General features: G+C 70.2%; 11 protein-coding genes. 3 read left to right on the forward strand and 8 right to left on the reverse strand.

Annotation, left to right across the window (positions count from 1 at the left end; all coding sequences use genetic code 11):
- Window positions 1–29: 29 nt before the first annotated feature.
- From ACWDZ7_RS03380 to ACWDZ7_RS03410, 7 genes are all read right to left on the reverse strand, one after another.
- Complete coding sequence (locus ACWDZ7_RS03380; protein ID WP_451794399.1) at window positions 30–1,061, reverse strand: Gfo/Idh/MocA family protein; 1,032 nt, start codon at window positions 1,059–1,061, stop codon at window positions 30–32.
- Window positions 1,058–2,113, reverse strand: a complete 1,056-nt coding sequence (locus ACWDZ7_RS03385; RefSeq protein ID WP_451794401.1) for a Gfo/Idh/MocA family protein — start codon at window positions 2,111–2,113, stop codon at window positions 1,058–1,060. Before ACWDZ7_RS03385 ends, ACWDZ7_RS03380 begins: the two co-directional genes overlap by 4 nt.
- Before the next feature lie 30 nt (window positions 2,114–2,143).
- Window positions 2,144–2,998 (reverse strand): carbohydrate ABC transporter permease, encoded by an 855-nt coding sequence (locus ACWDZ7_RS03390; RefSeq protein ID WP_451794403.1) that lies wholly within the window; start codon window positions 2,996–2,998, stop codon window positions 2,144–2,146.
- A complete protein-coding gene (locus tag ACWDZ7_RS03395; RefSeq protein ID WP_451794405.1) occupies window positions 2,991–3,935 on the reverse strand; it encodes a carbohydrate ABC transporter permease in 945 nt (314 codons plus the stop codon). The genes ACWDZ7_RS03390 and ACWDZ7_RS03395 overlap by 8 nt, the downstream gene beginning before the upstream one ends.
- Window positions 3,932–5,188: an ABC transporter substrate-binding protein gene (locus ACWDZ7_RS03400; RefSeq protein ID WP_451794408.1), complete on the reverse strand. Its 1,257-nt coding sequence runs from the start codon at window positions 5,186–5,188 to the stop codon at window positions 3,932–3,934. The genes ACWDZ7_RS03395 and ACWDZ7_RS03400 overlap by 4 nt, the downstream gene beginning before the upstream one ends.
- A gap of 82 nt (window positions 5,189–5,270) precedes the next feature.
- Window positions 5,271–6,440, reverse strand: a complete 1,170-nt coding sequence (locus ACWDZ7_RS03405) for an ROK family protein (RefSeq protein ID WP_451794410.1) — start codon at window positions 6,438–6,440, stop codon at window positions 5,271–5,273.
- A gap of 147 nt (window positions 6,441–6,587) precedes the next feature.
- Complete coding sequence (locus ACWDZ7_RS03410; RefSeq protein WP_451794412.1) at window positions 6,588–7,721, reverse strand: amidinotransferase; 1,134 nt, start codon at window positions 7,719–7,721, stop codon at window positions 6,588–6,590.
- A 400-nt stretch (window positions 7,722–8,121) separates the two neighbouring features.
- Between ACWDZ7_RS03410 and ACWDZ7_RS03415 the strand changes: the two genes are divergently transcribed.
- Together ACWDZ7_RS03415 and ACWDZ7_RS03420 are read left to right on the forward strand one after the other, a co-directional pair.
- Window positions 8,122–9,213 carry a mechanosensitive ion channel family protein gene (locus tag ACWDZ7_RS03415; protein ID WP_451794414.1) on the forward strand — a complete coding sequence of 364 codons (1,092 nt, stop codon included), beginning with the start codon at window positions 8,122–8,124 and terminating at the stop codon, window positions 9,211–9,213.
- A gap of 121 nt (window positions 9,214–9,334) precedes the next feature.
- Window positions 9,335–10,261 (forward strand): cation diffusion facilitator family transporter, encoded by a 927-nt coding sequence (locus tag ACWDZ7_RS03420; RefSeq protein ID WP_451794416.1) that lies wholly within the window; start codon window positions 9,335–9,337, stop codon window positions 10,259–10,261.
- Here ACWDZ7_RS03420 and ACWDZ7_RS03425 read toward each other — a convergent pair.
- Complete coding sequence (locus ACWDZ7_RS03425; RefSeq protein ID WP_451794418.1) at window positions 10,258–11,442, reverse strand: MFS transporter; 1,185 nt, start codon at window positions 11,440–11,442, stop codon at window positions 10,258–10,260. The genes ACWDZ7_RS03420 and ACWDZ7_RS03425 overlap by 4 nt on opposite strands.
- A 120-nt stretch (window positions 11,443–11,562) precedes the next feature.
- On the opposite strand from ACWDZ7_RS03425, the gene ACWDZ7_RS03430 reads away from it, so the two are divergent.
- Entirely contained in the window at window positions 11,563–12,024 is a 462-nt protein-coding gene (locus ACWDZ7_RS03430; RefSeq protein ID WP_451794420.1) for a winged helix-turn-helix transcriptional regulator, read from the forward strand.
- The last annotated feature ends 144 nt before the right edge of the window (window positions 12,025–12,168 follow it).

The following is a 12,168-nucleotide window of genomic DNA, read 5'->3' on the forward strand; positions in this document are numbered from 1 at the left end:
AACTCTAGGCGCCCGCACGGGCGTACGCCTCAGCCTGGGGCGAAGCCTGGGGCGATCTCCACAGGGGCGCCGCCGCGGGACGACGCGTACCCGGCCGCAACGACGCGCAGGGTCCGCAGGCCGCCCTCCCCGTCGGCGACATCCATGCCGCCCTCGCCGGGCCCGTACAGGAAGGCGCGCAGCATCCGCTCGTCCAGGTCGACGCCGAACGGCAGCTCCGTGCCGCGCCCTTGCCGCTCGTTGAAGCCGTGCACCTTCTGGTCGAAGGCGTCCATCTCCAGCGTGGCCCGTTCGCCGACGACGGTGAGTTCGAGGCCGCCCCACGAGTGGTGGGAGCGAGGGTGGGACCAGCTGCAGTCGACGGTGGCGACGGCGCCGTTGGAGTACGTCACGCTGACCAGTCCGGCGGTCTCGACGGCGACCTCGTCCGCGTACAGGAGATTGTTGGTCTGCGCGTAGACCTCCACGGGGCGGGCGTCCCCGAAGAGGTCGTCGAGGAGGTCCGCCAGGTGCACGGTGTGGTCCATGAGGGCGCCGCCTCCCGCGAGTCCGGGGTCGGCGAACCAGCGGCGGTCACGGTTGGGCATGGCGCCGTTGTTCGCGCCGGTCACCGCGAGGACGCGCCCCGCCACACCGGAGTCGACGGCCGCCTTGACGGCCGCGTACGCGGGACTGAAGCGGACGGGAAACGCCACGGCGAGCCGCACTCCGGCGGCCCGGCAGGCGGCGACCACGGCCTCACCGTCCGCCACCGAGGCGGCGAGGGGCTTCTCGCACAGGACATCCACGCCGTGCGCGGCGGCGAGTTCGACGAGCGGGCGGTGGCGGGCGTTCTCGGAGCAGACGATCACCGCGTCCGGCTGCCAGGCGAAGGCGTCCTCGTACGTCTGCGCGTACGTGACGCCCAGTTCGTCGGCGAGCGCGCGGCCACGCACCTCGCCGGGCGCCGCGAGTTCCGTGTCCGGGTCGCTGCCGAGGGTCTCGACCCCGGGCATGCGGGCGAGCAGCCGCAGATAGCCGGCCGCGTGGACGTGGGCGAACGACAGGACGGCGACCTTCATCGCGCTGCCTCCTCGGTCCGCTCGGTCTGTTCGGCGTGCTCGGCGTGCCCGATCTCGATGACGCGGCCCGTGCGGCTGGACTCCACCGCCGCCTCGGCGATCCGCACGGCTTCGACGCCGTCGCGGGTGCTCACGCGCGGTACGGGCCCGCCGGGCCGCCAGGACGCGGCGAACTCGCGGAGTTCGGCGAGGAAGGGGCTCTCGGTCATGGGGCTGGAAGGTACGCCCTCACCGGCGGCGCGCACGCCCTGCGCGGTGATGCGGAAGCCGGGCACGGCGGTGGAGTCGTGGTGCAGCAGGCCGTCCGCGCCCGCGACCCGGAACGTCGTACGGAACTGCTGGTCGGGCAGGCCCCAGAGCCCGCTGATGTGGCTGACGGCGCCCGAGGCGTGGGTGAGGACGGCGGTCGCGGTGACGACCTCGGCCGGGGTGCCGGTGGCGTGCTCGACGCCGCGGGTCCTCGCGTGTACGCGGACCACGTCGCCCGCGAGCCAGCGGGCGATGTCGATGTCGTGGACCATCAGGTCCATGACGACCCCGCCGGACTGGGCGGGATCGCCGAACCACGGTGCCCACTGGGGGCGCGCCCCGCCGCGCGTGAAGCGCAGCACGGCGAGTTCGCCGAGGTCGCCCCTGGCCACGGCCGCGCGCAGCGCCGCGTACGCCGGGAAGTAGCGGACCACGTGGGCGGGGTGGAGCCGCACCCCTGCCGCGTCGGCGGCGGCCGCGATCCGCTCGGCGTCGCGGGCGGTGAGGGCGAGCGGTTTCTCGCAGACGACGTGGCGGCCCGCCGCGATGGCCGCGAGGGCGAGTTCCTTGTGGGTGGGGGTGGGGGTGCAGACGTCGACGGCCGTCACCTCCGCGAGGAGGTCGCCTAGGCTGTCGACGGCGCGTACGGATGAGGGCCGGTGCTCGGCGTATTCGGCCGCGAGCTTCTCCGCGGAGCCGTCGACGGTGTACACGCTCACCCGGGCGCCGAGCGCCAGCCAGCCGGGCAGATGGGCGCGGGCGATGCCGCCCGCGCCGAGCAGGCCTATGTGAAGCGGTGGCATAAAGAGGGGCTGCCTTTCCTCGGGACGTGCTCAGCTCTTCGAGCCGGACAGGGCGACGCTCTGGACGAAGTGCCGCTGGAGGAAGACGTAGACCAGCAGCATGGGCAGGCTCGCGATGAGCGAACCGGCCATCATGACGGGGTAGTTGGTCTCGAACTGGCCCTCAAGGGAGGTCAGTCCGGCGCTGATCGGCATCTTCGCCGGGTCGGTGTTGACGATCAGCGGCCACAGCAGGTCGTTCCAGGACCACATCGCGGTGATGACGGCGAGCGCGGCCAGTGCCGGCCTGATCAGCGGCAGCATGATGGACCAGAAGATACGGAAGGAACCGGCGCCGTCGATGCGGGCGGCCTCCTCCAGTTCCTTGGGGAGCGTGAGGAAGAACTGTCGGAGCATGAACGTGCCGAACGCGCTGAACATGCCGGGCAGGAACAGCGCGGGCGCGGAGTTGAGCAGCCCGAGCCCCTGGATGATGTCGTACTGCGGGAGTACGAGCAGTGAGCTCGGCACCATCAGGACGGAGAGGAACAGCGCGAACAGGACGTTGCGGCCCCGGAATCGCATACGGGCGAAGGCGTAGGCGGCGAGCGAGCAGAACACCAGCTGGCCGAGGGTGCGCCCGAGCGTGTTGAGCACGCTGTTGGTGAGCATTTCGCGGAACGGCAGCGCGGTGAAGACTTCTTCGAAACTCGCCCGGTTCCAGTTGTCGGGCAGGAAGGTGGGCGGCACGCGGGAGGTCTCCGCGAGGGTCTTGAGCGCGGTGAGCAGTTGCCAGAGGAACGGGAAGACCATCACGAGCGCGCCCAGCGAGAGGACGGCGTGGGTGGCGATGGATCCGGCGCGCCCGTGCTTTCGGGTGTCAGGTGCCCTTCGGGTGTCAGGCATAGTGCACCCACCTCTTCTGGAGCCGGAACTGCAGAAATGTCAGGGCGGCGATGAGGAGCATGAGCAGGAAGGCCAGCGCGGCCGCCGCGCCCTGCGCGTTCTCGATGAACGCCCATTTGTAGAAGAGACCCACGACGGACTGCGTATCGCCGATCGCGGGGTTCTTCTCGGCCATCATGATGTAGATCAGGTCGAAGGTCTGCAGCGAATTGATCATGCAGATGACCGAGGCGAAGAAGATGGTCGGGCTGAGGAGCGGGAGCGTGATCGTGAAGAACCGGCGCAGCGCCCCGGCCCCGTCGATCTCCGCGGCTTCGTAGTAGTCCCGCGGGATTCCCTTGATGCCCGCCATGAAGATGATCAGGTAGTAGCCGGTGGTCGACCAGACCATCACGGTGCCGATCGCGTAGACGGCGGTGGACGGGTCGGACACCCAGTGGTGCCGGTCGGCGCCGAAGCGGCTCAGGATTTCGTTGAGGAGCCCGAAGTCGCCGTTGTAGAGCCAGTTCCAGACGAGCCCGACGGCGACGGGCAGCGTCACGAACGGCACGAAGTACAGGGCGCGGTAGAGGGCGACGCCGCGCAGGCCGCGCCGGTTCAGGAGGGACGCGACGACGATCGCGATCGGCAGGGCGGTGAGCCCGATGAGGCTGTAGATGAGCGTGTTGCCGAGCGCCTGCCAGACCGTGACGTCCTTCACGACGCGGACGTAGTTGTCGGTGCCTATGAACGTATGGCCGCCGAACGCCCCGAATTCGGTGAAGCTGAAGTAGAAGGTCTGGAGCAGCGGCCAGAAGTAGAAGACGGCGAAGCCGAGACCGAGCGGCGCGATGAAGAGGTAGGCGGTGCGCTGGCCTCGGGGCTTGGAATGGCTGCCGGAGGAAGCGGCCGTACGCCCCGCCGCTTCCGAGGCCGCCGTGGCGGGAAAGACACTCATGAGGCACGCTCCTCCTTCAGGGCCCGGTCCATCTGCTCGCCCAGCGTGCGGGCGGCGCTCTCGATGCCACCCTTGCCGCTGAACGCGGCGCCGAGCAGCGGGTATTGGAGGTTCTCCCAGACCGCGGTGTTCTCGGAGCTCGGATAGGGGACGGCATACTTCTGCATCTCGATGAAGTGCTTCAGGTCGAATTCGGGCATCGACTTGAGCCAGGCGTCCTGCGTCCCTTCGTACGAGGAGATGGTGGCGCCCGCTTTCGCCTGGATCTCGGCGGCCTCGCGTCCCGCCATGAAGTGGACGAATTTCCAGGCGGCTTCCTTCTTGCGGCTCTTGGCGGAGATCACGTTCGCCAGGCCATGGATGATGGTGGCCCTGCGGCGCCCCTTGGGAAGGACGGCGATGCCGCCGTGGTCCTTGAGCGCGGGCACGGCGTACATCTGCCCTGCCATCGCGGAGAGGTCGTAGTTCATGGCGACCTTCTCGGACCAGTAGCGCACGCGCCCTATGGACCCGACCATCGCGCTCTGCGGCGGCGACCAGCCCCGGTCGATCATGTCGGTGAGGAAGCGCAGGCCCTCGATGGACCGCTCGTCGCCGAAGCCGGAGCGGCCGTCCTCCAGGACGTATCCGTCGGCGCCGCAGATGGCCGGGTAGATCTTCATCTGCCGTTCCATCTCGGCGGCGAAGCCGTGCACGCGCCGCCGGGGGTCGGTGAGTTCGGCCGCCGCGTCGCGTACGTCGTCCCAAGTCCAGGAAGTGTCCGGGTACTTGATGCCCGCCTTGTCGAAGAGCTCCTTGTTGTACCAGAGGCCGATGGTGTCGAAGTCCTTCGGGAGGCCGTACTGCGTGCCGCGGTAGGCGTAGAGCTTCACCAGGGACTCCGGGTGGCGGTCCACGGGTGTGGCGTCGGCCTTGATGTGCCCGGAGAGCGGTTCGAGGACGCCGCCCGCCGCGTACAGCTGGAAGTTCACGGCGTTCATCCAGAAGACGTCGGGGGCGGTGCCGCCGCGCATCGACGTCTTGAGGGTGGTCCAGTAGCTCGCCCAGGGCGTGAGCTCGATGCGCACGGAGATCCGCGGATGCTTCTTCTCGAAGGCGGCGATGATCTTCTCCATGCCCGGCGCCTGCGCCGGGTCCCACATCCCGTACGACAGCGTGGTCCCGCCCCCGCTGTCCGCGCCGTCGCCCCCGCCGGAGCAGGCGGCGAGCAAGGGGGCGGCCAGCGCCCCGCCGAGCAGAGTCCTTCTGCGCATACGTGCCTTCGCCTCCCAGGAAGTCGTCGGGCGCCGGCCGGGCCGCCGCGGGCGCTGACAGAGGCCGCGCGCCGCGGTGCCGCTACGACGCCGTGTCCGCGAGCAGTTCCTCCTCCACCTGGTCGAGCGCCTTGCGTACGGCGCCGATGGCCACGCCCCGTTCGCCGAGCGAACTCAGCGCGATGCGCGGGACGTGCAGGGTCAGGGGGCGCAGCCGCTCTTCGAGCAGCGGCACCAGATGCCGGCCGACCGGGGTGGCCCCGCCGGTGAGCACGATCAGTTCCGGGTCGACGGCGAGCGCGAGGGCCGCGACGCCCGGGGCCAGCCGGTCGGCGAAGTCGGCGACGGCGTCGAGCGCGCACGGGTCCCCGGCCTCGGCCGCGCGGGCGAGCGCGGCCACTTCGGACTCCCCCGCACGCCGGGTGCCCGGCAGCCGCAAGGCCTCCTGTGCGGTGCTCATGCCGAGCAGCGGCAGCATGCCGAGTTCGCCCGCGCCGCCGCGCCTGCCGCGGTGCAGCCGTCCTCCGATGGTGAGGCTGCACGACACGCGGTGTCCGGTGAGCACGCAGACGACGTCGCTCGCGAGGGTGGCGGCCCCTTGCCACATCTCGGCGAGGACCGCGAGGTTCACGTCGTTCTCGACGAGGGTGCTCCCCGGTTCGCCGTCCGACAGCAGCCGTCCGAGGTCGACGCCGGACCACTCGGGCACCACCACGGAGGTGACGACGCCGCTCGCGTCCACCACACCGGGCACGCCCACGCAGCGGGCGAGGACGGTGGCGCGGCGCGGTACGTACGCGCCGAGGAAGGTCTCCATCGCGTGGCCCAGCAGGTCGAGCCGGGCGCCGCCGCTCAACCGCGGGTCGACGTCGTGGCGTTGGGCGGAAAGGACGGTGCCGCCGAGGTCGGCGAGGAGCAGCACCATCTTGTGCAGCCCTATGTCGACGCCGAGGACGTGGCCGGCCTCGGTGCGGAAGCGGAAGCGCCGCGCGGGTCGCCCGGGCGCGCGCTCGCCCGCCGCCTCCGGGGCCTCACCGGCGAGGCCCCGCGCGGCCAGTTCCTCGACGGCGGCTTCCACGGTGGGTCGGGAGAGGCCGGTGCTCGCGGCGAGTTCGGCGAGGGTCTGCGGGCTGCGGCGGTGCAGGGCACGCAGGACGACGGTGGTGTTCAGCCGCCGCAGGGCGACCAGATCGTGCCCCCGTGCCGGATCGTACCTTCGTGCCGGATCGTTCCCTCGTGTCGAGTTCCGCACCAGTGCTTCACCCCGAACCCGCGCCGTGACAGCCCAGTTGACGGGCCGGAACGCCTATCGGCCCGCCGAGTTCGGTAGGACACTTTCATATCTGCTCCGGCCCGGGAAGCCCTGCGACCGAATGCGTGCGGCGTGGGCGGCCGGCGCTCAGTCGAAGTACGACTCCAGCGTGCCGCGGCGCCGGACGTCGAGCGTCGCGCAGTGGAACGAGCCGCCGAACGGCGCGTAGTGCAGCAGGTCGCACGGGATCGGTTCGAACCCCCACGCTTCGAGCGCGCGCAGCATGCCGGTGTGGTGTCGCTCCGCGATCACCCGCTTCTCGTCGAGCATCAGCACGTTCATGCTGAGCCACTTGCCGCACATCGACGTCATCTTGAGCAGGTGCTGGTCGATGGGGTCGGGTTCGGGGGCGATCAGGACGTCCCACGAACTCAGCACGTCGGGCAGGCGCTCCACATCGATGTACTCGGGGTTGACCAGGACCTTGCCGGGCGCGAGCAGGACGAACGTGGTGTCGATGTGCATGGGCGTGCGGCAGCGGCTCTCGATCTCGTGGATGCGGTAGCCCGGACCGAGATGGCGGCGCAGCCATTCGATGCCCATCAGGTTGGTGACGTTGCTCCGCGTGACGAACAGATCGCGGCCCGCGCGCACGAAGTCCGCCGCGTCGAATACCGGCTCGAACTCGGTGAGGATGTAGCGCATCGGCTCACCGGCCTCGGGGGGACGGAAATCCTTGTCGTACAGCGCGTCCGTGAGCTGTGGCTTCGGCGCCGCCGTCCAGCGCGCGCCGCGCCTGAAGTAGTCCTTGAAGAGTTCACGATAGGAGTGGGTCTCGAAATACCGGCACGGCCACGCCATCGGGGTCTCGATGATCTCGTCACCGACGACGAGCATGCCGTCACGCGGACAGGAATTGCAGAATCCGCGCGACGACCAGTCGGGGGTGGCGAAGCGCTGCTTGTGATCGACCGCGTCCGGCCGGGTGACCGTGACGCCGAGGGACCGCAGGAGAGCGATGAACTGGTCGAGTTCCTGCTGCGCCGGCTCGATCAGCCGCTGCGGATACTCGAAGCCGGCGGCGAGTCCCTGCAACCGGGCCGCCCACGGCGGGATGTTGCAGGCCACGACCGGGTGGCTGGAGGGGATCGTCGCGCCGTCGAGACGGCCGACGACGACTTCCTCAAGGGGATCCCACTCATTGTGTGAATTGACCGGCGGGACGAGAGGTTCGTCGCCTGTCTCCCCCGCATGAATTCCGGGCCTTTGCACTACCGTCATGCTCAACCGCTTCCGCTCGCAGAAACCAACGGCTCACCGGACTCGACGCCGCACGGGAAAGAGTTCCCACAATGCGTCGGGCGTCGAGTACCAGCATCCGCGATATTCATGCCGTTGCCAGCTCTGACACCGTGTCAGGGCCGACCGGTCGACAGACGTGACCGGTTCGTGAAGATCCAGGTGGGGGTATGCGCACCGGCCGTGCGCGGATGGGGCAGGATGACGACCGCGCCGGGCCGGCTCCCCGTTCCGGCGTGACCGAACCCCCGGAATCGAGCAGGTATCTCAAGGTGACGACAGATCACATACGCGGCGTGCGGGCGCACTCCCTCCCACACTCGCCCTCGCCCTCGCATTCGCCCGCGCCCTCGCTCACGCCTCGTACGGCGGGAGTGAACCGATGACCCGTGCTCTCACCCTGCACGACTGGATCGTGGCCGGTATCGCGGTGGTCGCCGGCGTCGCGGCCGGACTGCTGCTGCGAGCCCTGCTGCGCTGGCTGGGCGAGCGGGCCAGCCGGACCCGGTGGAGCGGGGACGACGTCATCGTCGACGCCCTGCGCACCCTCGTGCCCTGCGCGGCCATCAGCGCCGGGCTCGCCGCCGCGGCGGGCGCGCTGCCGCTCACCTCGCGGACCGGACGCAACGTCACGATGACGCTGACGGCGCTGCTGATCCTGGCGGCGACGCTGACGGCGGCCCGGATCGTCACCGGCCTGGTCAAGGCCGTGACGCAGTCACGCTCCGGGGTGGCGGGCTCGGCCACCATCTTCGTGAACATCACGCGGGTCATCGTGCTCGCGATGGGGTTCCTCGTCGTCCTGCAGACCCTCGGCATCTCCATCGCGCCGCTGCTGACCGCGCTCGGCGTGGGCGGTCTCGCGGTCGCCCTCGCGCTCCAGGACACCCTCGCCAACCTCTTCGCGGGTGTCCACATCCTCGCGGCGAAGACCGTGCAGCCCGGTGACTACATCCAGCTGAGCAGCGGCGAGGAGGGGTACGTGGTCGACATCAACTGGCGCAACACCACGGTCCGCCAGCTCTCCAACAACCTCGTGATCATCCCGAACGCCAAGCTGGCCAGCACCAACATGACCAACTTCAGCCGCCCCGAGCAGGAGCTGTCGATCATGGTGCAGGTCGGGGTCAGCTACGACAGTGACCTGGAGCAGGTCGAGCGGGTCACGACCGAGGTCGTGGACGAGGTGATGAAGGACATCACGGGCGCGGTCCCGGACCACGAGGCGGCCATCCGCTTCCACACGTTCGGGGACTCGCGGATCAGCTTCACGGTGATCCTGGGCGTCGGCGAGTTCAGCGACCAGTACCGGATCAAGCACGAGTTCATCAAGCGCCTGCACCAGCGCTACCGCGCCGAGGGCATCCGGGTCCCCGCCCCGGCCCGCACGGTCACCGTCCAGCAGGGCGAGCTGCCGCCGCCACTGGGCATCCCACACCAGCGGGACATCTCGACGCCGCCGCGGGTGCACTGAGTAGCTGCCGCAGGCGCTGAGCAACCGCCGCGGATGCGCTGAACAGCCGCCGCGGCCGCCCTGAGCCGACTGGCCGTCCGCTCGGTGGCGGGCGCCGCGATGCCGTGATCCACTCGCGGGCATGGGGCACGACCACGGCCCGTCCGCCGCGGCGACGGGCGGCACGCTCAGCGGGACGTACCGCGGCCGACTGCTGTGGACCATCGGCATCAGCGCCTCGATCACCGTCATCCAGGTGGTCGGCGCGCTCCTGTCCGGCAGCCTCGCGCTCCTCGCCGACGCCGCGCACAGCCTGACCGACGCGGTCGGCGTCTCCCTCGCCCTCGGCGCCGTCACCCTCGCCCAGCGCGCGCCGACGCCGCGGCGCACGTTCGGCTTCTACCGGGTGGAGATCTTCTCGGCGGTGCTGAACGCGCTGCTCCTCGTCGCCGTCTTCGTATGGGTCCTGTGGTCGGCGATCGGCCGGTTCAGCGAGCCGGTGGAGGTCAAGGGCGGCCTGATGTTCGCGGTCGCGGTCGGCGGACTCCTCGCGAATCTGGTGGGCCTGTGGCTGCTGCGGGACGCCAAGGAGAAGAGCCTCAATCTCCGCGGCGCCTACCTGGAAGTGCTCGGGGACGCGCTCGGCTCGGTCGCCGTCATCGTGGGCGGCCTGGTCATCCTCCTGACGGGGTGGCAGGCCGCCGACCCGATCGCCTCGATCGTCATCGGCGTACTGATCGTGCCGCGCGCGTACGGGCTGCTCCGTGACTCCGTCCACGTCCTTCTGGAAGCGACCCCGCAGGACGTCGACCTAGGAGAGGTACGGCGCCACCTCCTGGCGGAGCCGGGTGTCGTCGCCGTGCACGACCTGCACGGCTGGACCGTCACGTCGGGGATGCCGGTCCTCACCGCGCACGTGGTGGTCACGGACGCGGCCCTCGCGGGCGGATACGGCGCACTCCTCGCAAGGCTCCAGCGGTGCGTCGCCGGACACTTCGACGTGGCGCACTCGACGCTCCAGCTGGAGCCCGAGGGATACATGGAGGATGACGGGGCGCTGCACAGCTAGGCGTCGCCGCCATGCCGGGTGAACGCCCACAGCACGAGCCCGAGGCAGCTGAACGCGGCACCCAGTGCGCAGACGGCGCCCCACCCGGCCACCGTATAGAGGGAGGTCGCGGCGATGGCGCCGGTGGCGCTGCCGATCGAGTAGAAGACCATGTATCCGCCGATCAGTCGGCTCCCGGCGTCCGGGTGCAGCGCGTAGATCAGGGTCTGGTTGGTGACATGGACCGCCTGCACGGCGAGGTCGAGAAGGATCACGCCGACGAACAGCGCCCAGAGCGAACTGCGGGTGAAGGCCAACGGCAGCCAGGAGGCGGCGAGCAGGGCCAGCGCGACGCCGGTGGTCCGCCGGGAGAGTCCGCGGTCGTTGAGGCGGCCCGCCACGGTCGCGGCCAGGGCCCCGGCGACACCGATGAGACCCAGTGCCCCGATCGCGCTGTGGGACAGGAAGTACGGGGCCTCGCTGAGCGGCAGCGCGACGCTGCTCCACAGGGTGCTGAAGGCGGCGAAGACCAGCAGACCGAACAGGGCCCGGAGCCGCAGCAGCCGTTCCCGTGCGAACAGGGTGACCGTGGAGCGCAGGAGCTGTCCGTAGCGCAGGGTGGTTGGCGGCGGAGCGTCGCTGTGGCGCGGCAGCACTCGGTACAGGACGAGGGCGAGCAGGACGGTGAGCGCCGCCGAGGCGAGGTAGACGGAGCGCCAGCCCGCGAGATCGGCCATGAGCCCGGACGCGGTGCGGGCGAGCAGGATTCCGATGACCACGCCGCTGGTGACCAGACCGACGACCCGTCCGCGCCCGGCGGCGGGGGCCAGTGACGCCGCGTAGGCCACCAGCGTCTGCGTGACGACCGCGAGAAGCCCCACCGCGGCCATGCCCGCGAGCAGGACCGCCGCCGTGTGGGACGCGGCCACCGCGGCCAGCGCCACCACCAGGAGCAGCAGTTGGGCGACGACGAGCCGTCGCCGGTCGGCCATGTCGCCCAGCGGCACGAGGAAGAAGAGCCCAAGACCGTAGCCGACATGCGTGAGGGTGACCACGCTGCCGACGAGCGCCGGGCTCATGGCGAGGTCGTGGCCCATGGTCACCAGGAGCGGCTGCGAGAAGTAGACGTTGGCCACGGCGGCCCCGCAGGCGACGGCGAAAAGTATGACGACGCCACGGGACAGGACGAATGGGCCGGGCATGAGGGTCCTCCACGGATCGGATTTGGTTTCAACTTGCTACCAACAATGGCCGACCGTAGCTTTCCTGGTAGCATGTTGCAACCAGATTGCCCCTGGAAAGTGAGCAGGAGTGAGGACGCCATGGTGACCAGGACGCGCTTCGACGACAGCGACTGCCCCGTCGCCCGGTCCGTGGACGCGATCGGCGACTGGTGGTCCCTGCTGATCGTGCGGGACGCCTTCGACGGAAGCCGCCGCTTCGGAGAGTTCCAGCGCGGCCTCGGCGTGGCGAAGAACATCCTCACCGCGCGTCTGCGCACCCTGGTCGCCGGTGGCGTCCTGGAATCCGTCCCCGCCTCGGACGGCAGCGCTTACCGCGAGTACGTACTGACTCCGAAGGGCAAGGCGCTCTTCCCCGTCATCGTGGCACTGCGCCAGTGGGGCGAACAGAACTTCTTCGCCCCCGGCGAACCGCACTCGGAGTTGGTCGACCGCCGGCAGGGACAGCGCCTGCGCGCACTGGAAGTGCTGTCCGAGGACGGACGGCGGCTGAACCCCGACGACACCGCCGTCCACAAGGTCTCTCACGGAGCTCGAGGATGAAGCGGGAGCGCGCCTGACGTACCGGAGCCCGTCCCGCGCAAGGGATTCCGGGCGCCGCCGCGGAGGCCCATGATGTGGGTCAGGCGAACGGGGGTCTCGTCATGGGTTTTCGCGTCGGCTCAGGAGCCGTTCGGATTCCGGTCT

It is taken from the genome of Streptomyces sp. NPDC003032, from assembly GCF_053591415.1.

Excerpts from the sequence above, each read along its gene's own strand:
- ACWDZ7_RS03380 (WP_451794399.1), bottom strand. The coding sequence starts at position 1,061 with ATGAAGGTCGCCGTCCTGTCGTTCGCCCACGTCCACGCGGCCGGCTAT.
- ACWDZ7_RS03385 (WP_451794401.1), bottom strand. The coding sequence starts at position 2,113 with ATGCCACCGCTTCACATAGGCCTGCTCGGCGCGGGCGGCATCGCCCGC.
- ACWDZ7_RS03390 (WP_451794403.1), bottom strand. The coding sequence starts at position 2,998 with ATGCCTGACACCCGAAGGGCACCTGACACCCGAAAGCACGGGCGCGCC.
- ACWDZ7_RS03395 (WP_451794405.1), bottom strand. The coding sequence starts at position 3,935 with ATGAGTGTCTTTCCCGCCACGGCGGCCTCGGAAGCGGCGGGGCGTACG.
- ACWDZ7_RS03400 (WP_451794408.1), bottom strand. The coding sequence starts at position 5,188 with ATGCGCAGAAGGACTCTGCTCGGCGGGGCGCTGGCCGCCCCCTTGCTC.
- ACWDZ7_RS03410 (WP_451794412.1), bottom strand. The coding sequence starts at position 7,721 with ATGACGGTAGTGCAAAGGCCCGGAATTCATGCGGGGGAGACAGGCGAC.
- ACWDZ7_RS03415 (WP_451794414.1), top strand. The coding sequence starts at position 8,122 with ATGACCCGTGCTCTCACCCTGCACGACTGGATCGTGGCCGGTATCGCG.
- ACWDZ7_RS03420 (WP_451794416.1), top strand. The coding sequence starts at position 9,335 with ATGGGGCACGACCACGGCCCGTCCGCCGCGGCGACGGGCGGCACGCTC.
- ACWDZ7_RS03425 (WP_451794418.1), bottom strand. The coding sequence starts at position 11,442 with ATGCCCGGCCCATTCGTCCTGTCCCGTGGCGTCGTCATACTTTTCGCC.
- ACWDZ7_RS03430 (WP_451794420.1), top strand. The coding sequence starts at position 11,563 with ATGGTGACCAGGACGCGCTTCGACGACAGCGACTGCCCCGTCGCCCGG.